Annotated in this window: 27 protein-coding genes and 8 tRNA genes; 6 read left to right on the top strand and 29 right to left on the bottom strand. The window is 46.8% G+C overall.

Annotated elements, in window-relative coordinates; all coding sequences use genetic code 11:
- Window positions 1-49 precede the first annotated feature (49 nt).
- The 9 genes from N288_RS01550 to N288_RS01510 form a co-directional block, all read right to left on the bottom strand.
- Window positions 50-136 (bottom strand) — tRNA-Leu (locus N288_RS01550).
- Window positions 137-206: 70 nt separating this feature from the next.
- Window positions 207-288 (bottom strand) — tRNA-Leu (locus tag N288_RS01545).
- A 14-nt stretch (window positions 289-302) separates the two neighbouring features.
- Window positions 303-378 (bottom strand) — tRNA-Lys (locus tag N288_RS01540).
- Between the two features lie 5 nt (window positions 379-383).
- Window positions 384-458, bottom strand: a tRNA-Gln gene (locus tag N288_RS01535).
- 18 nt (window positions 459-476) lie between these two features.
- Window positions 477-552 (bottom strand) — tRNA-Asp (locus N288_RS01530).
- Between the two features lie 32 nt (window positions 553-584).
- A tRNA-Glu gene (locus N288_RS01525) sits at window positions 585-656 on the bottom strand.
- 21 nt (window positions 657-677) lie between these two features.
- A tRNA-Ser gene (locus N288_RS01520) sits at window positions 678-768 on the bottom strand.
- 3 nt (window positions 769-771) lie between these two features.
- Window positions 772-846: transfer RNA gene (locus N288_RS01515), tRNA-Asn, on the bottom strand.
- A 96-nt stretch (window positions 847-942) separates the two neighbouring features.
- Window positions 943-1,413, bottom strand: a complete 471-nt coding sequence (locus N288_RS01510; protein WP_009795798.1) for a SprT family protein — start codon at window positions 1,411-1,413, stop codon at window positions 943-945.
- Window positions 1,414-1,531: 118 nt separating this feature from the next.
- On the opposite strand from N288_RS01510, the gene cmpA reads away from it, so the two are divergent.
- The gene (cmpA, locus tag N288_RS24475) at window positions 1,532-1,645 is read left to right on the top strand and encodes a cortex morphogenetic protein CmpA (RefSeq protein WP_009795797.1); all 114 of its coding nucleotides are present in this window, start codon (window positions 1,532-1,534) and stop codon (window positions 1,643-1,645) included.
- Window positions 1,646-1,694: 49 nt separating this feature from the next.
- On the opposite strand, the gene N288_RS01505 is transcribed toward cmpA, so the two are convergent.
- From N288_RS01505 to acpS, 14 genes are all read right to left on the bottom strand, one after another.
- The gene (locus N288_RS01505; protein ID WP_180827443.1) at window positions 1,695-3,836 is read right to left on the bottom strand and encodes a Tex family protein; all 2,142 of its coding nucleotides are present in this window, start codon (window positions 3,834-3,836) and stop codon (window positions 1,695-1,697) included.
- A gap of 118 nt (window positions 3,837-3,954) precedes the next feature.
- Window positions 3,955-4,551 carry a PP2C family serine/threonine-protein phosphatase gene (locus tag N288_RS01500; protein ID WP_009795795.1) on the bottom strand — a complete coding sequence of 199 codons (597 nt, stop codon included), beginning with the start codon at window positions 4,549-4,551 and terminating at the stop codon, window positions 3,955-3,957.
- Entirely contained in the window at window positions 4,548-5,342 is a 795-nt protein-coding gene (gene sigB, locus N288_RS01495) for an RNA polymerase sigma factor SigB (RefSeq protein WP_009795794.1), read from the bottom strand. The genes N288_RS01500 and sigB overlap by 4 nt, the downstream gene beginning before the upstream one ends.
- The gene (gene rsbW / locus N288_RS01490; RefSeq protein ID WP_009795793.1) at window positions 5,320-5,793 is read right to left on the bottom strand and encodes an anti-sigma B factor RsbW; all 474 of its coding nucleotides are present in this window, start codon (window positions 5,791-5,793) and stop codon (window positions 5,320-5,322) included. The genes sigB and rsbW overlap by 23 nt, the downstream gene beginning before the upstream one ends.
- Entirely contained in the window at window positions 5,790-6,122 is a 333-nt protein-coding gene (locus tag N288_RS01485) for an anti-sigma factor antagonist (protein WP_009795792.1), read from the bottom strand. Before N288_RS01485 ends, rsbW begins: the two co-directional genes overlap by 4 nt.
- Before the next feature lie 61 nt (window positions 6,123-6,183).
- Window positions 6,184-7,194, bottom strand: coding sequence for a PP2C family protein-serine/threonine phosphatase (locus N288_RS01480; RefSeq protein ID WP_022543254.1), 1,011 nt, complete (start codon window positions 7,192-7,194; stop codon window positions 6,184-6,186).
- A gap of 11 nt (window positions 7,195-7,205) precedes the next feature.
- Window positions 7,206-7,607, bottom strand: a complete 402-nt coding sequence (locus N288_RS01475; protein WP_009795790.1) for an anti-sigma regulatory factor — start codon at window positions 7,605-7,607, stop codon at window positions 7,206-7,208.
- A 5-nt stretch (window positions 7,608-7,612) separates the two neighbouring features.
- The gene (locus tag N288_RS01470) at window positions 7,613-7,969 is read right to left on the bottom strand and encodes an STAS domain-containing protein (protein WP_009795789.1); all 357 of its coding nucleotides are present in this window, start codon (window positions 7,967-7,969) and stop codon (window positions 7,613-7,615) included.
- Window positions 7,966-8,799 carry an RsbT co-antagonist protein RsbRA gene (locus N288_RS01465; RefSeq protein ID WP_009795788.1) on the bottom strand — a complete coding sequence of 278 codons (834 nt, stop codon included), beginning with the start codon at window positions 8,797-8,799 and terminating at the stop codon, window positions 7,966-7,968. The genes N288_RS01470 and N288_RS01465 overlap by 4 nt, the downstream gene beginning before the upstream one ends.
- 407 nt (window positions 8,800-9,206) lie before the next feature.
- The gene (gene ndoA, locus N288_RS01460; protein WP_009795787.1) at window positions 9,207-9,557 is read right to left on the bottom strand and encodes a type II toxin-antitoxin system endoribonuclease NdoA; all 351 of its coding nucleotides are present in this window, start codon (window positions 9,555-9,557) and stop codon (window positions 9,207-9,209) included.
- A 4-nt stretch (window positions 9,558-9,561) separates the two neighbouring features.
- Window positions 9,562-9,843, bottom strand: coding sequence for a CopG family ribbon-helix-helix protein (locus N288_RS01455; protein ID WP_009795786.1), 282 nt, complete (start codon window positions 9,841-9,843; stop codon window positions 9,562-9,564).
- Window positions 9,844-10,053: 210 nt separating this feature from the next.
- Window positions 10,054-11,232 (bottom strand): alanine racemase, encoded by a 1,179-nt coding sequence (gene alr / locus N288_RS01450; RefSeq protein WP_009795784.1) that lies wholly within the window; start codon window positions 11,230-11,232, stop codon window positions 10,054-10,056.
- 585 nt (window positions 11,233-11,817) lie between these two features.
- Window positions 11,818-12,834 (bottom strand): LolA family protein, encoded by a 1,017-nt coding sequence (locus N288_RS01445; protein ID WP_022543252.1) that lies wholly within the window; start codon window positions 12,832-12,834, stop codon window positions 11,818-11,820.
- A gap of 206 nt (window positions 12,835-13,040) precedes the next feature.
- Window positions 13,041-13,409 carry a holo-ACP synthase gene (gene acpS / locus N288_RS01440; RefSeq protein WP_035403472.1) on the bottom strand — a complete coding sequence of 123 codons (369 nt, stop codon included), beginning with the start codon at window positions 13,407-13,409 and terminating at the stop codon, window positions 13,041-13,043.
- Between the two features lie 129 nt (window positions 13,410-13,538).
- On the opposite strand from acpS, the gene N288_RS01435 reads away from it, so the two are divergent.
- Window positions 13,539-14,129, top strand: coding sequence for a rhomboid family intramembrane serine protease (locus tag N288_RS01435; protein WP_009795780.1), 591 nt, complete (start codon window positions 13,539-13,541; stop codon window positions 14,127-14,129).
- A gap of 39 nt (window positions 14,130-14,168) precedes the next feature.
- On the opposite strand, the gene N288_RS01430 is transcribed toward N288_RS01435, so the two are convergent.
- From N288_RS01430 to N288_RS25605, 6 genes are all read right to left on the bottom strand, one after another.
- The gene (locus tag N288_RS01430; RefSeq protein WP_022543250.1) at window positions 14,169-15,599 is read right to left on the bottom strand and encodes a PH domain-containing protein; all 1,431 of its coding nucleotides are present in this window, start codon (window positions 15,597-15,599) and stop codon (window positions 14,169-14,171) included.
- Complete coding sequence (locus N288_RS01425; RefSeq protein WP_009795778.1) at window positions 15,592-16,071, bottom strand: PH domain-containing protein; 480 nt, start codon at window positions 16,069-16,071, stop codon at window positions 15,592-15,594. The genes N288_RS01430 and N288_RS01425 overlap by 8 nt, the downstream gene beginning before the upstream one ends.
- 96 nt (window positions 16,072-16,167) lie before the next feature.
- The gene (gene uvsE / locus N288_RS01420) at window positions 16,168-17,130 is read right to left on the bottom strand and encodes a UV DNA damage repair endonuclease UvsE (RefSeq protein ID WP_022543249.1); all 963 of its coding nucleotides are present in this window, start codon (window positions 17,128-17,130) and stop codon (window positions 16,168-16,170) included.
- A gap of 291 nt (window positions 17,131-17,421) precedes the next feature.
- Window positions 17,422-18,879 carry a DEAD/DEAH box helicase gene (locus N288_RS01415; RefSeq protein ID WP_170939572.1) on the bottom strand — a complete coding sequence of 486 codons (1,458 nt, stop codon included), beginning with the start codon at window positions 18,877-18,879 and terminating at the stop codon, window positions 17,422-17,424.
- Window positions 18,880-19,367: 488 nt separating this feature from the next.
- Entirely contained in the window at window positions 19,368-20,060 is a 693-nt protein-coding gene (locus N288_RS01410; RefSeq protein WP_009795773.1) for an alpha/beta hydrolase, read from the bottom strand.
- Between the two features lie 222 nt (window positions 20,061-20,282).
- Entirely contained in the window at window positions 20,283-20,411 is a 129-nt protein-coding gene (locus tag N288_RS25605) for a hypothetical protein (RefSeq protein WP_009795771.1), read from the bottom strand.
- 216 nt (window positions 20,412-20,627) lie between these two features.
- On the opposite strand from N288_RS25605, the gene N288_RS01405 reads away from it, so the two are divergent.
- The 4 genes from N288_RS01405 to N288_RS01390 all read left to right on the top strand — a co-directional run bounded on the left by N288_RS01405 (window position 20,628) and on the right by N288_RS01390 (window position 22,362).
- Window positions 20,628-20,879 carry a sigma-G-dependent sporulation-specific acid-soluble spore protein CsgA gene (locus N288_RS01405; RefSeq protein WP_022543247.1) on the top strand — a complete coding sequence of 84 codons (252 nt, stop codon included), beginning with the start codon at window positions 20,628-20,630 and terminating at the stop codon, window positions 20,877-20,879.
- 332 nt (window positions 20,880-21,211) lie between these two features.
- Window positions 21,212-21,577 (top strand): hypothetical protein, encoded by a 366-nt coding sequence (locus tag N288_RS01400; RefSeq protein WP_009795769.1) that lies wholly within the window; start codon window positions 21,212-21,214, stop codon window positions 21,575-21,577.
- A 25-nt stretch (window positions 21,578-21,602) separates the two neighbouring features.
- Entirely contained in the window at window positions 21,603-22,121 is a 519-nt protein-coding gene (locus N288_RS01395) for an RNA polymerase sigma factor (protein WP_035403469.1), read from the top strand.
- A complete protein-coding gene (locus N288_RS01390) occupies window positions 22,099-22,362 on the top strand; it encodes a hypothetical protein (protein ID WP_022543246.1) in 264 nt (87 codons plus the stop codon). Before N288_RS01395 ends, N288_RS01390 begins: the two co-directional genes overlap by 23 nt.
- Window positions 22,363-22,393: the final 31 nt, after the last annotated feature.

The raw sequence follows: 22,393 nt of genomic DNA, 5'->3' as shown, positions 1-22,393 counted from the left end.
CAACTTTTATATCTTATCACAACCAACTTCGGTTGTCAATAAGTTTTTTTGGTGCGGCCGAGAGGACTTGAACCTCCACGGGGTTAACCCCCACTAGGCCCTCAACCTAGCGCGTCTGCCATTCCGCCACGACCGCATATTATAAGTGACAGCAAAAATTAGTATACCAGGTAATTAAGTAAATATCAACTGGTAAATAATGCTGATGCGGGTGAAGGGAGTCGAACCCCCACGCCTTGCGGCGCCAGATCCTAAGTCTGGTGCGTCTGCCAATTCCGCCACACCCGCATATAGAAATTAAATGGTGAGCCATGAAGGACTCGAACCTTCGACCCTCTGATTAAAAGTCAGATGCTCTACCGACTGAGCTAATGGCTCAAAAATGGCTGGGCTAGCTGGATTCGAACCAACGCATGACGGAGTCAAAGTCCGTTGCCTTACCGCTTGGCTATAGCCCAATGTTTTTTTGAGAAAAATGGCGGTCCCGACGGGAATCGAACCCGCGATCTCCTGCGTGACAGGCAGGCATGTTAACCGCTACACCACGGGACCATCTTTAAGAAAGAAAACAATATATTTACAAGTGACCCCTACGGGATTCGAACCCGTGTTACCGCCGTGAAAGGGCGGTGTCTTAACCGCTTGACCAAGGGGCCATCATAAAACCAGGTTGCATCTGGCGGAGAAGGAGGGATTTGAACCCTCGCGCCGGTTGCCCGACCTACACCCTTAGCAGGGGCGCCTCTTCAGCCACTTGAGTACTTCCCCATATGGCTCCGCAGGCAGGACTCGAACCTGCGACCGTTCGGTTAACAGCCGAATGCTCTACCACTGAGCTACTGCGGAATGTCTTTAACATCTTATCGACTCTTACTATTATAAGAACCCAGAAACCAAAAGTCAACTATGTTTTTGAAAAAGTTTTAATAGGACTATTTAAACTTAATCTGCCTTGATTTCTCCTGACTTCACGAGCCTTCCCCTGCACTTTCCGCATACATATTTCGATGTATTGATCGACCGCCTTCTCTTATAGAGCTGGCCGCAGCCTGAGCATGTATAGGCAATTACTTTAGCCGCCTTCCTCTTTGGCCTGTCCGGTAAAGCAGAGCAAAATCTTGGTGCACCCACTTGTTCTAACAGCAATCTGAAATCCTTGTCTTTATGCTGGTATCCCCTCCCCTCCAGATGGAGGTGATAATGGCATAACTCATGCTTGATGATGCCGATCAGCTCTTCTCTTCCCAGCTGATCAAGATAGCTTTTATTTATATCAATATTATGGGTGCTTAAAATATATCTGCCTCCGGTTGTCCGCAAACGAGGATTAAAATAAGCTTTGTGCCGGAATGGCTTTTGAAAATACTCTTTTGAAATCCTTTCGGTCAGCAGTTGGAGTTCTTGATCGTTCATTCCTTTGTATCCTTTCTAGTTATGCCCTTTTTACTTTGTTTTATCAGCACCGCAGGTTCACGTGACAACCTTGCCCTGCATAGGCTATATATACAGATTTTACTACAGGAGGGTTCCTATGCCTACATGGTTTCAAAATCAGATTCAGCGTGCATTCCTGGAGAAAAACCGATATCAGATTAAATTGCTGAACCAGTGCTGGTATTTCTATAGAAAGAAACACTTGCAGTGAATTAATAAAAAGGGGGAGCGCATACTGACACTCCTCCTCCTGTAATTGATTATTGATCAGAAAGCATGGTCAGGGCCACTCTTCCCTTTTGGCTGTCAATACTGTCGACCCACACTGTCACCACATCTCCCACCGATACAACATCCAGTGGATGCTTAACAAACTGTTTTCGCAGCTTTGATATATGGACAAGCCCGTCCTGCTTTACGCCGATATCGACAAAAGCGCCAAAATCTACTACATTCCTGACTGTTCCCTGAAGCTCCATGCCAGGCTTTAAATCTTCAAGCTTCAAAACATCTGTTTTAAGGATAGGCTTAGCGAGATCATCTCGCGGATCTCTCGCAGGGCTCCTAAGAGCATCAATGATATCCTTGAGCGTCAGTTCACCTGTTTCAAGCTCTTCCGCTGTTTGTTTGATATCAATTCCGGCAAGTGCTGCTTTCAGCTCTTCTGATCCAATATCAGTTGTTTTAAACCCAAGCCTGGACAGAAGCTTGACGGCATCCTGGTAGCTCTCCGGGTGGATACTCGTCCTGTCAAGCGGCTCCTTTCCACCCGCAATGCGCAGAAAGCCGATAGCTTGCTCATAAGTTTTGGCTCCCAGTCTGGGAATCTTTTTCAGCTGGACCCTTGATAGGAATTTGCCTTCTTCCTCTCTTTTCTTAACAATATTATTGGCAACTGTCTTTGATAATCCTGCCACATACTGCAAGAGAGAAGATGAAGCCGTATTAACATTAACGCCGACCTGGTTTACGGCTGTTTCGACGACAAATGTAAGGGATTCGCTCAGCCTTTTTTGAGATACATCATGCTGGTATTGGCCTACCCCTACAGATTTGGGATCAATTTTCACCAGCTCGGCCAATGGATCCTGCAGGCGGCGGGCGATAGATACAGCACTGCGCTCTTCCACCTGGAAATCCGGAAATTCTTCCCTGGCAAGGTCTGATGCTGAATAAACACTCGCCCCGGCTTCGTTAACAATAATATAATAAATATCGCCGCTCAGTTCTTTTAGGATATCTGCAATGAATTGCTCGGTTTCTCTTGAAGCTGTACCGTTTCCGATCGCTACCATCTCGACTTTGAAAGTTTTAATGATTTGTTTTACTTTTTCTTTTGCATCCTTTGTTTTAGAGACCGGCGGATGAGGATATATAACGCCAATGTCCATTACTTTTCCCGTCTCATCAACAACTGCCAGTTTGCAGCCTGTACGGTACGCAGGATCCACCCCAAGAACAACCTTTCCTTTAAGAGGCGGCTGAAGCAGGAGGTTCCTCAAATTCTCCGAGAATATATGGATGGCCTGTTCTTCTGCCTTCTCCGTCAATTCATTCCGGATTTCCCGCTCGATGGACGGCTGGATCAGCCTTTTGTACCCATCCTCAATCGCTTCGCTTACCGGTACAGCAGAGGGGGAGGAAAGATTCTTGATCCATTTTTTCTTCAAATAGCTCTGCATCATATCTATATTCGGCCGGATTGCCGTTCTGAGGATATCTTCCTTTTCTCCGCGGTTTACAGCCAGTATTCTGTGAGGAACGATTTTACTGATCGGCTCCTCATATTCGTAATACATTTCATAGACCTTTTTCTCATCATTGTCTGCATCTTTTACAGAAGTTTCAATTTTACCGCTTTTGAAGGTTTCCCTTCTGATCCATTTTCTGCTTTCCGGATCATCAGAGACCATTTCAGCAATGATATCCCTGGCACCAGCAATCGCTTCTTCAGCTGTATTCACACCTTTTTCCTCAGAAATAAATGCAGCCGCTTTCTCTTCAACCGGTTCTTTAGTGAACGCTAGCATCCACTCTGCAAACGGCTCAAGCCCTTTTTCCTTCGCCTGGGTAGCCTTTGTCCTCCGCTTCTGCTTATAAGGGCGGTACAGATCCTCTACCTCCTGCAGTTTGACCGCTTTTCCGATTTGGGCAGCAAGCTCCGGCGTCAGCTTACCCTGTTCCTCTATCGTCCGCAGCACTTCTTCCTTCCGCTGTTCAAGATTCTGTATGTATTGCCATCTCTCCATGATGTCCCGGATTTGCACCTCATCCAATGCACCTGTCTGCTCTTTCCGGTACCGGGCAATAAAAGGAACCGTATTCCCATCCTCGAGCAGGCTGATGACACTTTTCACCTGTTTGCTGTTTATCTTCAATTCAGCTGACACGAGCTTTAACATCTCTTCCTGTTTATGTGCAGTCTTCTCCAAATTCAATCCCCCACAACCTTCGATTTTCTACCACTATTTTATCAAATGTATTGAAGTTTCCCAAACAAAGAAAAAAAGCCGGCTCTCATTAGAGCAGGCTCCCAATAATAAAGGTCGAATCATCAGTGCTGTTTGAGTATTTGCTTTTAATCTCTTCGGCAATACAATCAATCGGCATAAAGCTTTTGAGCAGGGACTTTACTCCGCTGATATTAAAGCCATCCGAGTGGATAAGAAATTTGGATTTGGCTTCATAATTGAACCGCTGTGTATTGAACACCTGCGGCCTTCCGGACAGATATCCTGTTACTGGGAGCGGATAAGTCAATTTGCCTGCTGCTGAATACAAAAAGAATCTGATATTCCCGACACAGCTATATACAAATTCTTTATTGATAAGATCAACCTTGAATACCGAAACTGCCGCTCCCCTTTTCTGAACCAGCACTTTATTGCACAGCTTCATAAGGGTATCAACATCTTCCTGATGGTTTTCTTCTACCACCTGGATGACAGCAGAAGAAGCTTCATGGGCATATTGGCCGCTTCCCAGTCCATCTGCCAGGACACAGACAAAGTATTCCTCTGTTGCTGTAAAAAAATAGCCATCCCCACATTGAGATTTTCCTTCTTTTGCTGTCTGATGAGCGAGGACCTCAAGATTATCTTTGACAATATGCGTCATGAAAGGCACTCCGAGTTATTGCTTTCAGCATTGATCGCTTCCTGGAGCTTTTTAATGGCCCTTCTCTGCAGCCTTGACACATGCATTTGGGAAATCCCAAGCTTGTCGCCGGCATCTTTTTGGCTCATATTCTCCAGATAGGTGTATTGAATGATTTGTTTTTCACGGTCTGTCAGGACATGGAGCACTCTTTCAAGTACCATTCGCTGATTGACCTTTTCGAATCCTTCATCCACATTACCTACAATATCTAAAAGGGTAACCGTCCCTCCATCAGAATCGGCTTCAATGGAGTGATCGACAGAAAGGGCCTGATAGCTCTTGCCCATTTCCATTGCTTCCAGCACTTCCTCTTCGGAGACCCCGATTTCATCCGCTATTTCATCAACCCTTGGTGAACGGTGGAGCTGGGTCGTCAGTTCTTCGACCGTTGTTTTGATCTTCGGCCCCAATTCCTTTATCCGGCGAGGTACATGAACACTCCATGTTTTATCGCGCAGGAATCGCTTGATTTCCCCAATAATCGTCGGGACAGCAAAAGCTTCAAAGCTTTTCCCGAAGGTTTCATCATAGCGGCGTATGGCCCCCAGAAGGCCAATGATTCCCACTTGTGCGATATCCTCATGATAAGAGCGTCCCTTTGAGTACTTCCTGGCTATTGTCTCAACCAGGGCTTTATAGTTTCTTACCAGTATCTCCTGGGCTTCTTCATCCTGGTTTTCCTGGTAGGCTTTGATTAATTCGTTTATTTCTTCTTTGGATCTCTGGTTAGGTTGAGATTGTTTCTGCATCCCTCTCCACCTGCTCTCCTTCCAGGTACTTGGTCATAAAGACCGTCACACCCTCTTTATGATGGATTCTAACCTCGTCCATCAATGTTTCGATCAAGTAAAGGCCCAGTCCTCCTTCACGCAGAAATTCGACAGAATCCGTTTGATCATAGGGACCGATGCCTTCGCGTGCAGATTGGAAGTCAAAGCTTTTACCGCTGTCAGCCACCATAACCTCGAGACGGTCGTTATATAGGCCAAAGCCAATAACCACTTCACCTTTTTCGCTCGTTTTATAAGCATGCTGCACAGCGTTTGTGCAAGCTTCACTTGTCGCGATTTTCAAATCTTCTATTTCATCATAAGAAAATCCCATTCGGCTTGCAATGCCTGACAATGTCAGCCGGATAACTCCGACAAACTCGGGCTTGGCCGGAATTTTCATTTCTAAGTAATCAAACGGTTGATTCATTGTACCCCACCCTCAATCTGGCTGTTAATATCAATAATATCGGCTAGGCCCGTAATTTCGAACAGTCTTTTCAGACGTTCAGAAAGGCCGACAATCTGAAACTTGCCATTGTTGGAGCGTACATTTTTGAAAACCCCGACAAAAACGCCTAATCCTGTACTGTCCATATAAGATACTTCCGAAAGGTCCACAACCATTTCAACTGCCTCTTTTTCAGAAAGCGGGAATAATGATTCTCTTAGCTTCGGAGCCGTATATGCATCAATTTCTCCGCTGATTTTAGCTTGTACCAGTGTATCATTCTCTTTCAAATCTATCGTAATATTCATAACTAGACCCCACCTCTTAACATGTCAATTGCTCTTACCTTATACCCGGCGCGATGAGACGCTAAACATTCCTTTTTAATATTATTAATGTAAAATCATCACGCAATTGAAAATGCTGAAGCTTTTCAAGTTCTTTATAAATATTTGTGACTATCTCCTGCGCGCTGAGATGGATGTATTTGCGTATATATCCAATCAGCGTATCTTTTTCAATAAAGCCCTCATCTGTCCGGCACTCAGTCACCCCATCAGACATAAGCACGATCATGTCCCCGGGATGAACCTCCTTCTCGAACTGCTTATACTTCGTCCGCTTGTCGACCCCGAGCAGCAGCCCTTTGGCAGTCGTCTCGCTGAATTCATCTTTTTCAGCATTATAATAGAATCCGGGTTCATGGCCTGCAGACGCGTAATGGAAAAGATGGCTTTCCGTATTGTACATTCCGTAGAACATGGTAATGAACATGCTCGGGTCGACGTTCTGCTCTACAACCCTGTTCAGGTTCTCAAGCACACTGCTTGGCTCATGGCGGTTTTCCGGCAGGCTGTCCATGGCATATTTGATCATTGACATGCACAGGGCCGCTGGAATCCCTTTGCCGATGACATCGGCGATGGCGATGCTTATGTTATTATGCTCATCCTGAACAAAATGATAATAGTCCCCGTTCATATGTTTTGCCGGAACACTGATTGCCCCAATGTCAAGGGAATCGACAGCAGGTACGCTCGTGCCGAGCAGTGTCTGCTGGACGTTCGCAGCAATTTCCATTTCGGACCTCAATTCTTCCTGTTTATGCCTTAAGCTCTGATGCTCGCGGTATGCAAGGCCGTAGCCGATCATCACTTCAAGCAGCACATCAAAGGAATGAAGTACATTTTCGGGAAGATCAGGATAAATTTCAAACAGAAGACTTTTGTGAAGACTGATGATTTCCTCTGGTGATATCTTATGTTCAATGGATTTTCTACTGAATTTTTGACCTTGGTACAGCGTCTGTTCTGACTGGTCTTTTAAATAATTCTCTAGAATATCCCGATACTTTGATTCCATCATTTCTCGGAAATCCATAATGCCTCCCCCTAACGAAGCCATTTAGTCGCTCTTATATCTGTACCGTCTCCGGGTGATGAGCTGATATAGAATTCATCCATCAGTCTCTTAACCCCTGGCAGACCGGCTCCCAGTCCGCCGGAGGTAGAGAACCCATCCTCCATGACTTGGCGCATATCATTTATTCCAGGGCCGCTGTCCACTGCTACGATCTGCAATCCCGCTTTGCCGCCGTCATAAATTTTCTCTATACATATTTGACCTTGTCCGGCATATAAGTATATATTCCTGGCCAGTTCACTGATGGCCGTCGTAATACGGGCCTGGTCCACTGTACCGAACCCAAGCTCCTTTGCAACATTACGCCCCAGCTGGCGTGCTGCTACGATGTCCCATTCATTAATGATTTTTACGCAGGATTGGATACCCATACAGTTTAATCCCCCAATTCCTGTTGAAGTTTCTCCAAACCTTTTTCTAGATCTAATGCAGTAAGGACATCATCTAACCCTATGCCTAATTCAATTAGCGTAATAGCTACAGCTGGCTGTATACCGGTAATGACGACTTTTGCACCCATCAGTTTGGACATGTTTATAACGTCGCCAAGGACCTTGGCAATAAAAGAATCGATAAAGTCAATGGATGTTAAGTCTATAACAACCCCATTTGCACTGGTTTCATGGATCTTATGAAGCAAGTCTTCCTGAAACTGGAGTGCTGTCTGGTCATCAAGTTCCCATTGAATGGACACTAGCAGACAGTCATGCAATTTTAATATAGGTATTCTCACTGTTCTCCCTCCACAGCTACAATTTTACGGCTAGTCAGCTCAAGTGCTGCTTCAATTCCCTTTTTCAGTGTGTTCTTCGTTGTAAATTGATTCAGGTCAATCCCCAGATTCACGATGGTCTGGGCTATTTCAGGCCTGATCCCGACAAGCATGCACTTGGCGCCCACCAGGCGGACGGCATCTGCTGCCTGAATGATATGATGAGCCACCATGGTATCCACGACAGGCACGCCTGTGATATCTATTAAAACCACTTCCGATCGATGTTTGACCACTCCATTCAGGAGATTCTCCATGATTTGCTTTGCACGTTCCGTATCTATGGTGCCCACCAGGGGCATTACAGTAATACCTTCAAAAACAGGGATTAATGGAGCGGACAGCTCTTGAAGGGCAATTTTCTGCAGGGAGACGGTTCTTTCCCAGGTCGAGGAATACATATCGACAATTTCATTGGAGACGGGCGTCATCCAGCTTTCAAAGTCCTTGACGATTTCCAGCTGGTTCTCAGAGGTAATCAGCCCTTCCCCCTGCATTCCATCAAAAACGATTTTTCCGAAAGTCTGAAGCCCTTTCGTCACAAAACTCAGCGGCCAGCCGAGCCGGACTACTTTTTCGGCAAAATCGGACAGTTTGGAGGTGAACTCCTCATTCGTCCCCTTTATATTCGATATAATCAAATCGATGAACTCATAGCTCGTACCTGTGAAAACCTGGTCCGAAACTACGCGTATCACCCTTTCATCCGCGTTTTCCTTCGTGCTGCTAACCCATTCATTGAAGATCTCATCTTTTCGAGCTTGAATATAATCCAAAACCTTTTTATCCATTTGATCCTCCCCATTTTAACATACAAATATTTCTAAAGATGGAGTTACCCGGCACTTGTAAACCAAATTTAAAAATGTAAACAAAAAATATATATATATACCATTTAATGATAACAGTTAGGCACAGTCAAATAAAACCTCTAAGTATTGGAACTAGAAGAAAGACTTTTAATTTTACCCGTTTTTCGGATGATTAAACCTTTGCAATCTATCCTGTCCAGCAAAAATAGACATAATAAAAGACAAGCAACACACATGCTTGTCCTCAGCAGATACACAATATTAAGTAGGTTAAAATTTGATATGTACCCGAGATAAAGCAAATCCTTTATCTCTTGGTTTTCCGGAAGACACAGCGAATCTGTGTGTTATAAAAAGACACCCTGAAAGAGCGTGCGTGCTTATAACTAGAATTCAATAAGACCCAAGCTTATTTGCAAAGCTTCATCCACTTTTTCCATCATTTCGTCATCGAGATGGGTTATCTTATCGGTTAAGCGTTGTTTATCAATTGTACGAATTTGTTCCAACAGAATGACAGAGTCTCGTTCAAAACCGTAACGCTTCGCATCAATTTCAACGTGAGTAGGCAGCTTAGCTTTTTGAATTTGGGCTGTAATGGCTGCAACTATTACTGTGGGACTGAACCGATTCCCGATGTCGTTTTGGATGACAAGTACTGGACGTACGCCGCCTTGTTCTGAACCAACAACTGGGGATAGGTCTGCAAAATAAACGTCGCCACGTTTGACAATCAAAGGATTATCCTCCGCTTACTAGACGTTCAACTGTGTGTTCTGCCTCATATTCCGCTTGGAATGCCTCAGATGCAATCGTCAGATTAATTTTTGCCATTTCCATGTAGCCTCTTCTCATCGACTCACGAATTTGTCTCTTCTTCCGCTCACGCAAATACATTTTCGTTGCCTGATAAATGAATTCGCTCCGATTGACATTCTCCTGCTTAACAAAGCTTTCTAACTCGGTTAAAAGATGCTGCGGTAACTTTACCATGATCTCTGTTGTTGCGCTGGACTCAGACACAAACATACACCTCCACCATCACTACACACCATTTTTTATCTCTACCATTTTTTATATTACCATTATTCAGCTGCTGTGCAAAGGACTAATCAGCAATTCCTCTGTATTATCGGCCAAAAAAATATCCTTTTATGCATTAATACGCATTTATTTCCTGAAATATGAATGAAATGGCTTAGCTGGAACGGGAGCAGCAGGGAGCTCCCCCGTTCAAAGCTTGCCCTGCTTGCCGAGAAGCGGGTTATTCAGATCCACAGTCTTTTCTTCCTGCTTATACACGCGCGGCACCCGGCTGGATATCATGCAGGTGACCTCGTAATTGATGGTCTCAAGCTTTGCCGCAATTTCATTGACGGAGATCATACTGTCCCCCTGCGCACCTATCAAGGTCGCAGCTGTTCCAGGTTCCACCCCGTATGGCAGGCGGATCATGCATTGATCCATACAGATCCTTCCTACAATGGGGACTCTGCTCCCGTTCACCAGCACTTCCTGACCCTGCAGCCTGCGGATCCAGCCGTCTGCATAGCCGATTGGGAGGGTGCCGATCCATTCGTCGCCTTCTGCTTCATAGGTGGCGCCATAGCTGACTTTATCACCTTTTTGGAGCTTTTTCACATGCACGATCCTGGCATGAAGCGAGAAAGCCTCCTTTAGCGGGAATGGCAGCTCATGCTCAATTTCCGGCGATGGGGTGAGGCCGTACATGCTGATTCCCATTCTGACAGCATTAAAGCGTGCTTCTGGAAATCTGAGCGAAGCAGCACTGTTGCTGGTATGGACCATTTCCGGCACCTTGCCGAGCCATGACAGCATTTCCCTGAATCTGCCGAGCTGCTCCCGGAAATAGGAATCGTCCAGTTCATCAGCTGTTGCAAAATGAGTATAGATGCCTTGCAGCTCAAAGGCATCCTCCCGCCCTGCAAGCTTCTCAATGGCAAGCAGCTCGTCCTTCTCCCTTACGCCGATCCGACCCATTCCGGTATCGAGCTTTACATGAAAAGTCAGTCTCTTCCCTTGCAGACAAGGAAGTGCCTTCTCGAGCCAGTTTACCTGAAAAACCGTCAGGGTTATGTCCGCAGATGCAGCCAGTGGTGCATCCTCAGGCCTGCTGGCACCTAATACCAGAATCGGGGCCTCAATTCCCCTCTGCCTGAGGGAAAGAGCCTCATCCAAAAAGGCAACAGCCAGGCAATCCGCCCCAGCCTCAAGGGCCGCCCCCGCAGCCTGGATATCTCCATGCCCGTATCCGTTTGCTTTCACCACAGCAAAGAGCTTCACATCTCCAGGAAGAAGCTTCTTCATTGATTTCACATTTTCTTTTATATGATCAAGATTAATTTCAGCCCATGTATCCCGGTAAAACCCTGTGGGATAATCCATTGCCATTCACGTCCTTTTCCTTCCGTTCAAAAAGTATACAAATTATTATCGAACTCTGGAATCTTAATGTCAACCGAAATGCGGAGGTGGCTTGCCCAGAGCCGACAAGCATAAGACGCACAAGAATGAAAGGCGTTCTTTGCCTTTCATTCTTGGGTGGCTTATGACTCGAGGCTCTAGCCGCCGGAGCTGGACAATAAGAAATGCGGAGGGCGCTTGCTCAATCAAGGAACACAGGCTAAGAGCGCCACGTCCTGTGGCAACGCCTGCATGACCCGCGTCCTGCGGGCCTCAAGCATAAGACGAGCAGGACGGAAGGTTGTTCTTTAACCTTCTGGCCTAATTGGCTTATGACTCGAGGGGCTAGCGCCCGGAGCTGGACAAATGAAATGCGGAGGCGACTGTTCAGGTGCGACAAGCATAAGACGATTTGGGATTGAAGGCGTTCTTTGCCTTCGGTTCCAAAGTGGCTTATGACTCGAGCACCTAGGAGCCGGAGCTGGACAAATCGAAATGCGGAGGCGGCTTTCTCCGTAAATCGGCCTCCGCAAAAAGAAGGCAGATGCCCGTTCCAGAGCATCTGCCTTTCCATTATTTCACTGCATCTCCCTGCACTGATTGTGCAAGCATGACCATTTCTTCCCTCGTCAGGTCGCTGGATGCGATGATATATTCCACTCCGCCGTGGGTCCAGCTGATTTTATTATCGTCTATGGCCCCTATTGTGAAGCCAAGATCCACCGGTTCCCCTGATTCGGAAGTATAGGAGGTGTTTGCCGGCATGACATCTGCTTTTTCCTGGATGAGTGTGAAGGACTTGTCGCCGCCGTATGTCAGGATAAAGCGTTTGCCGTCCTCCATGCTGATTTCTTTTTCATCGATCAGGCTGACATTTTCAAGCTCGGCCTGCGGATATTTGACAGAGAATTCCTCACTGGCCGCTTCTTCTGCCATGACTGGAACCTCAATCTGGGCCCCGGTCATATTTTTCTGGGTGTCGAAATCTTTTTTATCAAGGGCAGCCTTGAAGTCGACCTTTGAGAAGTCAACGGTCACCAGCGGGTTCCTGTCTGAATCCATGACCTTGACGCTGACAGGGGCCAGGTCCTTTTTATCAAGGGTGATTTCCTGGTAAGGAAGCATCTTGTTGTTCTGGTATCTCGTCTTTGTTTCAAAAACATAATGTTCTTTGGTAGCGCTGAATTTCGCCTCTTTATCTTCGAGGATATCCTGCAGCAGGGACTCGTACAGATAAGCCTGGCTGCTGTTCTGCGGCCAGTCGCTCTGGAACTTGAAGCTCTTGTTGAGGGCCGGTGTCAGGACAAAAACGCCTTCATCATTGCGGAGGATCATCTGGCTTTGATTCTTTTCAGGATTTTTCAGACTGACGCGATAGTAGGCAGGTTCTTTATGCCAGATTTCAATCGCATAAGTCTGGGGCTCCGTGCCCATCTGAAGGGTCATTTTCGCTTCTGCTTTATATCCCTTCAGTTCCTCCACTTTTCCGCCAAGCTCCTTCACCACATCCTCTTGTGATTTAGTTCCACAGGCAGTTAAGGCAAAGATGGCCAAAAGCCCGGCGAGAAGCATGAACAATCTTTTCTTCATTCCTTCAACCCCTTCTGTCTCATTTCATCAATTGTGCGCTTCCTGCCTGCTTACAGGCATTCCGCGTTCTGAAGGAGAGGCTTGGCAAGCCGGACAGCAGCCGCGGCTTGAATGCCGGCTGGCAAATCGGATAGCCTTGTCTCTCCTGTCGCACTATGAATATATGAGACAACCTCCGGGAATATGACTTGGCCTATGACAGCTTTTTACTCCCGGATTCCTGGCAGCGGGGTTGCAATGACAACCTGGGCAACAGCATAGCTTTCACTGTGGGAAATGGAAAGATGGAGGCCTTCTCTTTCAGGCTTGCTGAAGAATGGCTTCCCTTTGCGGTCATTTGATATTTCAATATCCTGAAAAGACAGCTCGCTTCCTATCCCTGTGCCATTAGCCTTCGAAAAAGCTTCCTTTGCCGCAAACCGGCCTGCAATGAATTCAAGCTGTCTCTTTTCGCTCAGCGTTATATATTTAGCCAGTTCCCCCTCAGTCAGGATGCGTTCTGAAAACTTAGCCCGATTGGCCATCCTGCTGATTCTTTCAATTTCAACGATATCAATGCCGATCCCTTCAATCACATGCATCATCCTTCTAATTGGTTTGCAGCTTGCATACACAATAGTATACAAGCAGTGGCCATTTCCGGCTCTTTCACGCTATAGTATAATTAACCTTCCTTAACTGATAAAAATAGAAAGGGGACTGTTATGTTTACAAGGACAGAGAGCTTCAGGGAATTCATCCGCTTCTATCCCATTGTCTCCATCATTTTGCTTTTGAATATACTATTCTATTTGCTGACTGTTCTGCCTGTATTTCCGAATTCCTACATATTTGAAAGGCTTGCCGGAGTCAATTTATTCATCAGGGAAGGTGAGGTGTGGCGGCTTGCCACCCCGATATTCATGCACAGCGGCTTTACGCATGTCCTGTTTAACAGCTTTTCCCTTGTCCTGTTCGGCCCTGCCCTGGAGAGGATTGCAGGAAAGGCGAAATTTGCCGGCATCTACCTTATCACCGGCATTTCGGCCAATGTCGCCACCCTGCTGCTTGAGCCGCTCACCTACACACATGTCGGCTCAAGCGGGGCCATTTTCGGCCTGTTTGGCTTCTTTGCAGCGGTCGCATACTTCCGGAAAGACTTGATGTCTCGCGAGAATTCACAGATCATCATTACGATAGCCGTCATTGGGCTTATTATGACCTTCATCCAGCCAAACATCAATATTTCCGCGCACATCTTCGGGTTCATCTCCGGTTTTCTTATAGGAGCGCTTTCATTAAAAAGGAATAGATAATGCAGAAAAAGCGCCAGCCGGCGCTTTTCTTTATGGCTGTTATTTTTCTCTGGAGTACCATTTATAAATCTGTTCTGCATCACTTATGTCCAGGTCAGCTGCCTTCCCTCCAGACCCTCCCGAGCCGGACTTGACAGTAGCTTCCACTGTCGCAAGCTGCTTCCGTTTCTGAAAGCGGCTTTCCTTCAGGCTGAGCGACTGCACCTTATTCTTCATCATATAAACCGTATGCTTGCTGAACGTCCTGTATCGGAGCGTTAGCTGGCTTCCGCTGATATGCCACCCTGCTGCCCTGAATTTCAAAAAGGACCAGACCACGGCCGGCAGGAGCAGCAAAAGGGACAGAAATCCCCATGGACGAAAGATGGCCGGCGGCACAATAATGAATAAAGCCGCAACAAGGAGCCCCCTGAGAAGATACCGCGGCAGCGCCCTTTTCGGCAGCCCCGCAAGCTCGATTGCGGCATTATAATCTGTAAGATGATGCCCGATCAGCTCCCCCAATTCATTCCTTCGGATAAGCGGGAAAAGCATCACCTTGGCACTATCCCTATCAACTGCCGATCCGCCAGCGCTTTCCACATATAATGTACCGAATCCGAGCGGCTGCCTGGCAGGATTTTCACTGAAACGGAGCGCCTGTATCCTGTGCAGGGGAATCGTAAGCTGCCTTTTCTCCAAAAGTCCCCTGGAGATGACCAGGTCATCTTCCTCTCTTCTGACGGTAAAGCCCGCATATTTTAGCATTGTCCCGATGACAGCGATCACCCATGCCAGCAGCAGGAGCAGAAATACAGCCCCGCTGATGAAAATGACGCCATTTTCTGCAAAATGCTCAAAGCGGTGAAAAAGAGCTTCATAGGGAATGATCTCCTCAAACTGAAAGAAAAAAGCAATCACCGCGGAAATGACCACTCCAGCCCCGCCGGAAGTGGATGCAAGCAGCAGAAGCTGTCCGGGCGAGATCTTATAAATGTCTTGTCCGCTAATGCCGGCCTCTTCCTTCTCTCCGTCCCCGCTGCCCTTCTCCGCTGTAAGCTCCGCCTGGATGGCGGCAGCCTCCGCTTTGGTAATGGCTGTCAGGGTCGCCTCTGCCTCCTGAGTCCCGCTCGTCCCCGCCGTTTCCACCTTGACTTTCACTAGCCCGAACGGACGGTGCAGAATGCCTTCGGAAAAATCAAGGCTCTGAATCCTTTCAAAAGGGATATACCTTTTCTTGCGGACAAAGACCCCATATTCAATCCGGAGCTCCCCCTCCTCTACCCGGTAGGTAAAGCGGAGCCACTTCAGGATGCCGCCCGCCAGCACAAGGAGGACTACGGCTGCAGAGCCAATCAGGTAGAAAAGGTCCCAGTTTGAATTCTTAAATCCGAAAACAATGAATACTAAAAACGGTACAATAAGTTCTTTAAGCTGCTTGAAAAAGTTGGCAGCCGCAGAGATCGGATGCAGCCTCTTCGGCTCAGACATCTTCATCAGCCACCCTTGCCAGCTTTGAAATGGAGAGGCGCAAACCTTCTGCTTCGTCCATATCAAGCGCAGGTATCTCATGGACAGTAGCTGCTGTAGACACGGCAATGGTGGACAGCGCATACTTCCTCAGGATCGGCCCCTGCCTTGTATCGACATGCTGTACCCTGACCATTGGGACCAGCGTCCTTTTGACAATGAATATGCCGTGCTGAAGTTCGATCTCCTGCTCCCGCACCTCATAGCGCCACCTTTTCCACTTCAGCGAAGGGAAAAGAATAATAAAAAAATACATATACACACATGCCAGGATGACGGCAGCCGGGATAATCCATCCGGGCCCGTCGAAAATAAAGGCAAGTGCCGCAGCCCCTCCCATCGCAATCACAAAAATGCCTGAGTGGATCGCCCCTGATATCCTCCATACCGGGAGGGCCCTTTTTGAAATCCTTTTTCTTGGTCCGGTGCTCATAAAATAATTCCTCCCGAAAAGGCACTTTAAGTTTGAAGCCGTCCTTCAGTCTTTATACCTTCCAGTATACAGGACTTCAGGCTGCCCGTGAGGAAATTATATTTTGAACGCTGCCTGGTCCACTTCTTCCAAACCCGCTTCATTCCGGAGGTAGTCTGCCAGCTTGAAAAGGGCATCATCCTTCTTTTTCGCTTCAATCATGCAATGAATTTCCGGTACGCTCCCATTGATGTTCTTCAGGAAGTCCATGAACATGACAGGATCAACATAATCAGCATGGGCCCGAAAGTCCTTGGCGGAGCGGGGGCTTGATATATGCATCTTGATGGGAAGCCTCGCATGCTTCCAGGTCGAAGTAACCCGCTCCCAATTGCTCATCCAGTCTTCATTTTCAAAGTGGGCCAAATGATGGTGATAGTCAAAAACAAGCGGGATGCCAAGCTTTTCGCACAAATACAGCGTATCGTCCAAAGTGAATGCCGTATCATCATTCTCCAGCATGACCATCTGCTGGATGGCTGCCGGGATCAGTCCCCAGTTATGGACAAACTGCTCCAGTGCCTTCTCCTTGTCATTGTAAGCCCCGCCCACATGCAGGACACACCGGTGCTCTGGTTCAATTCCCATCCCCTTCAGCAAAGCTTTATGCATGGAAAGCGTCTTGATCGAGACATTCAGGATTTCCGGCTTCAGGGCATTCAGCAGGACAAAATGATCGGGGTGGAAATCGACCCTCATTCTATGTTCTTTAATATAGTCCGCCAGTTCCTGGAGAGCCGGCTTTAGCGGCCTCATGTATTTCCAATCGGACAGCTCCTCATGATTGGCGAGCGGGATCAGCTTGGAGCTGAGCCGGAAAAAGGAAATATCATGGGCAGCATTATGCTTCAGGAGGCGCAGGCAGTTCTCAAGATTGGATATCGCAATCCGCTCTAGCTTCCTGATGGCTGCTTCCCGGTCCTTAATGCCGGAAAATTGTTTGTAGGTCATGGTTTGCGAAGGCGAACAATTCTGCAGATGCACGCTCATCGCTACATATCCAAGCTTTATGATCGTCAAAGAGCAACCTCCCTTTAATGTTCATTATCCCGCTTAGTATGCGCCAATTTCTTTTTTAAAAAAGGAGAGCTGGTTTATCGAGATTAACGGAAATTTATGTATTTTGCGTAGAATTCCTTTAGATTTATGTAGAAACGGCCCAGTTTTGTGTAGAATCCATCCCTTTTTATGTGTAGAATCCTAACGGAAGACGAAGGAAATTACTGTGCGCACCTCCGCCAAAATCCAATTAAAACAGCAAAAAGGGTACGGAATGATGTAATCCCGTACCCTGCCCAATTTTATATTCTATTAACGGCTGCTATCGGAGGTACGGTTGGAATAATTGCCCTGACGGCGTCCGCCCTGTCCCTGCCTTGGTTTGTATTGGCCGTCTTTCCTTTTGGAATCATAGCCTCTTCTGTTGTCGCTGCCTCTTCTATTGTCATTGCTTCTTCTGCGGTCATATGGCTTTCTGTCCCTTTTGGAAGGAAGCGGCTTTTCTTCTGTCAGCTTGACAGGAGTATCGTCCGGCTCTTTCGTCAACAGCTTCAGGACAGCTGCCACAACGTCAGAAGCATCGTGCTGCTCAAGAAGCTCATCAGCTGCCTCTTTATAGTTTTCCAGGTTATTGGCACTGATTGCCTGTGAAATCTTGTCGACTGCTGCCTTCTGCTGGCCTTCGAGGGCTTCAGCAAGCGTAGGCGGCACCATTTTTCCCATCTTGCTCTTGGTCGTTCTTTCAACAACAGCCAGGTATGATTTCTCACGAGGCGTGATGAATGTCATCGCCATTCCTTCTTTTCCTGCACGCCCTGTACGGCCGATGCGGTGAACATAGCTTTCAGGATCCTGAGGGATGTCAAAGTTGTATACATGTGTTACGCCGGAAATATCAAGACCCCTCGCAGCAACATCAGTCGCAACAAGAACATCGATGGATCCTTCCTTGAACTTTCTCAGGACAGACATACGCTTTGCCTGGCTGAGGTCTCCGTGAATTCCTTCTGCAAGGAAGCCTCTCAAATTCAGCGCCTCTGCAAGCTCATCCACACGCCTTTTGGTACGCCCAAAGATGATGGCCAGTTCTGGTGACTGGATATTCAGAAGGCGAGTCAGTACGTCAAATTTGGTTCTCTCCTGTACTTCCACATAGAATTGCTCAATAAGCGGAACCGTCATTTCCTTTGCTTTGACACGGATGATCTGCGGGTCTCTCATGAATCTTTCTGCCATTCTCTGGATCGGTGCAGGCATTGTGGCAGAGAACAAGAGGGTCTGTCTTTCCACAGGAACGCTTGCCAGAATGGATTCGATGTCCTCGATAAAGCCCATGTTCAGCATTTCATCTGCTTCGTCAAGGATCGCTGTGTGAACATTGTCCAGGCGGAGCGTCTTGCGTTTAATATGGTCAAGCACCCTTCCCGGTGTTCCAACGATGATATGAGGGGGCTTTTTAAGGGCACGGATCTGGCGGTTGATATCCTGGCCTCCGTAAATAGAAAGCACGCGTGCTCTTTTTCCGTAGCCGATCTTATATAGTTCTTCAGACACCTGGATTGCAAGCTCCCGGGTCGGAGCAATGATGATCCCCTGGATAACATCCTTGCTTGTGTCGATTTTATCAATCAGCGGAACTCCGAATGCAGCGGTCTTTCCCGTACCGGTCTGCGCCTGGCCGATCAGATCTTTATTTGCCAGGCTCAAAGGAATTGTTTCGGCCTGGATCGGGGTAGCTTCTTCAAACCCCATTCTTTTTAGTGATTTCATTGTAGCAGGACTGATGCCTAAATCTTGAAACTTTGTCAATGTATTCTCTCCTTCTGTTTCTTGGCAATTATTTATGGTGATTAGCGTCAGATCAGCAGGGTAAGCTGCCGCTCGGACAATTCATGGCAAAACATGCTTTCCTGCATTGAAAGCGGCAGGCAAGCGTTTTGGAGTGTTCTAAGAGGACCGAAGATCTTGTATCTCTGCCGGGATCTGAGTGGAGGGATCCTGGCTGCTGAAACCCGGTAAAGGAGATGGCAGCTTATTTCAGCTGGCTATATTTCATTCAGTATATGAACAATGTTTATAATAAAGCCGAACGGGCAGCCCCGGAAGTCTCCCCTTGCAGTCATACCTATATATTAAAGTGAAAAAAGACATTCTCCAGGTGGAGTATGTCCGGGTTTCAAAGAAATTTCTCTTTGGCACTTTAGGGTTTATCTTACCATTTTTAAGGGCGCTTTGCAATAAAGTGCCCCCCCTGGCAATTATGCCTCATGCTGCAGAAATTCCAATATATCCTGGAACAGCCCTTCACATTCGCCGCTGTGGCAGATCAGGTGCTTCGATTCTTTTAGAAAAATAAGCTTTTTGGACGATGCTCCTATATTTTCATATAGGTATGTGGCACTGCGCGGCGGGACGACTCCGTCCACTTCCCCCTGGGCAATCAGGGTAGGAATCCTGATCTGGTTAATGATCGGCCTAACAGAAGATACCAGCCTCCGGAACTGCAGCGTGGCTGCAATCGGGGTTTCCCTGATTTTCCGGTTATATCTGAGGAACATTTCATTCTTAAAGAGATTTCCTTTAACGGTGTCCTTTATCATTTCTCCTATATCTTTCACAAGCTGCTTTGGATTCACATAATAGGCAGCCGCGCTTAAGAGGATCAGCTTTTTCACGGGATAATGCACTGCCAGGTAACTGGCAATGATCCCGCCCATGGAGAAACCGATCACATAGACTTCATCACACTTTTCCATCAGCTTTTGGAGTTCATCTTCTGCATGGCTTATCCACTTTTTATACTCAATGCCTTTCAGCTGCAGCCTGTCCCCATGTCCAGGCAGGGTAGGGACTGCCACTTCCCACGCAGTATGTTTCTTGAGATACTCAGTCAGCGGCTCGATTTCAAATGGAGCACCTGTAAATCCATGTATACAAAGACAGCCGATCATGTACATCACCTTCGTCTGTATGATTTGCTCTCACAGTTCCTTTATTTTACACTTTGCTATGAGTATTATTCCAACAAAATTATCCGCCCTGCAAAGGAAGGCGATATCAAAGAAAAGACTGCCTGAAAAATGGCAGCCTCCCCCGTTTGTATCTATATTTCCCCTGTTTGTATAATCCTTTATGCTGTCATGAGTGCTGCCTTAAAGGCTGAACCAATGAATTTACCAATCCCGGGTGCTCTCCAGGAGCTTGTCTATCTCGAATTGGCCTATCGCATAAAATATATTCTCTTCTTGTAATTCACTGGTTTCATCGAGCAGCCGGTCAATATCCAGATAATATGCTCTCATACGAAACCTCCTACGCCTTTTATGCGCCTCTTTCGGGCCAGGCTTTTCTATCTCTAGTATAACATTCTCTTCAGTAAATCGGATTATGGGGGTCGGACCGGATTTTTCATTTCATTTACCCTTTAAAAATTCTTTCAAACATTTATCTGCCAGAGCACATATTTCATTTACTCACTCACCATCCTAGTAAGGGACTATAACTATGAGGTGATGATCATGAACCAATCGCTGGGATATTTGCGTGAACTGCTGTCCAATTACACGGACCGCTCCCATGAATGCCGGGAGCTGTACCATAAAATCACTGACGATCTTTCGGAAGAAGACAATGCGTTTGTAAGCAGACTTACCGAGCAGGAAGCCGCTTTTTTGAACAGCATCCTCCCCCCTGAAATCCAGCATGCCAAAGAAGAACTGGATTATAAAAGAGCCAATAAGCTGAATGAAATCTATGAGCTTCTTACTTAGCCGGGAAAAACAATGTTCCGGGAGATAGGTAAACCTTTTTGTTCCTAGAAGTATCTCCTGCTTTAAATGGGGCTGTTGATTTCCGTTCCAGGCACTTCGCTTTCCGCGGGGCGACGCTGAGCCTCCTCAGAGCAAGCTCCTGCGGGGTCTCAGCCTTGCCGCTATCTCCCGCAGGAGTCTACGTGCCTTGCACTCTAATCAACAGGTTTTCAAACTCTTTTTAACTTTCCGAACAAAAAAAACGGCCACCCGCCGTTTTTTTGTTTTTCTATTGAACCTCCATCCCCCTTCATTTGTATAATAGATACAATGCAAGTAAGGGAGTGCCTTAAATGGGGATTGGATTCATCGTTTCAATGATTGTCACAGGATTTATTATGATCATCATCTTCTCTATCGCCATTCCGTTTCAGCGGAAATACGTCGTTAAAGAAAATGGCAGGATCAATTTCCGCAAGTCGCCTGTCCTCCTCCGCTGGAATGTTTTCGACGGTCTCGCAATCGGCGTGGCCGCCTACAGCATCATCTGCATCCAGATCTTAAACTTCATGATTTCCGGAGGAAGCACCATTGAAAATCCTTTTGTCCAATTTTTCACGAACCAGGGCCAGGCCTGGGTGATTGTCGGAACAGCCTATCTTATTTCACGGCTGTCCATGGTCATTAAAGGAGTCAGGGAGCTTCAGCAGAATGACTGATCAAGCCGGAAAGGCCAATCAATTTATGATAGCCTTCCAGGACGGGAGCGAAGAGGCATTTGACCAGCTTTACCTTTCGCTTAAATCTCCCTTATATGCTTTTCTGTTCCGCTTCACGAAAGAGGAGCAGCTCAGCATCGATCTTGTCCAGGACGCTTTCCTGAAGCTCCACCAGTCAAAATCAAGCTTTGACCCAAAGAAGGCAGGCGTTAAAACCTATCTTTTTCAAATCGCTTACCATCTAATGATCACCAAGCTGAATAGACGGAAAAAATGGCAGAAGCTACTGCCCTTCCTGCTCCCCTCAACAGAAGGGCAGGTGGACCAGGCAGATAAAATGACAGTCCGGGAAGCCATCGCCAGCCTCCCTGAGGCACAGAGGGCAGTCATTATTCTAAGCTATTATCATGATATGCCTCAGGCAGAGATTGCAGAGGTTGTGGGCATCCCTGTCGGCACGGTGAAGTCAAGGCTCCATCATGCCATAAAAACATTGAAAACTGTCCTGGAGGTGGATGAGATTGAACAAAGAAAAACCAAATGAGGCAGAAGAATTATTAAAACAGGAACCGCTTTTAAAAATGCATCTGGAGTCCTACCATGTAAACATACCGGAAATCTCCAGGAAAAAAAGTAAATTCGACAGAATTCTCTATTTTTTGGCATCCCCTGCGGTTAATCCACTCGAAAACTATATTAATAAAGGAGGAAGCATAACACTTCTGACTGCTTCTCCAATAGCCATTGGCGCGGTATTGGCCATTGCCCAGCTTTTGCGTCTCTGACCGATATAGTTATAAGAAAATCCCTGTTTCA

Origin of the sequence: Bacillus infantis NRRL B-14911 (genome assembly GCF_000473245.1) — a bacterium.
Taxonomy (GTDB): Bacteria; Bacillota; Bacilli; order Bacillales; family Cytobacillaceae; genus Bacillus_AB; species Bacillus_AB infantis.
The sequence above is the reverse complement of the archived record's forward strand: the minus strand, read 5'-3'. Positions and strand labels throughout refer to the sequence as shown.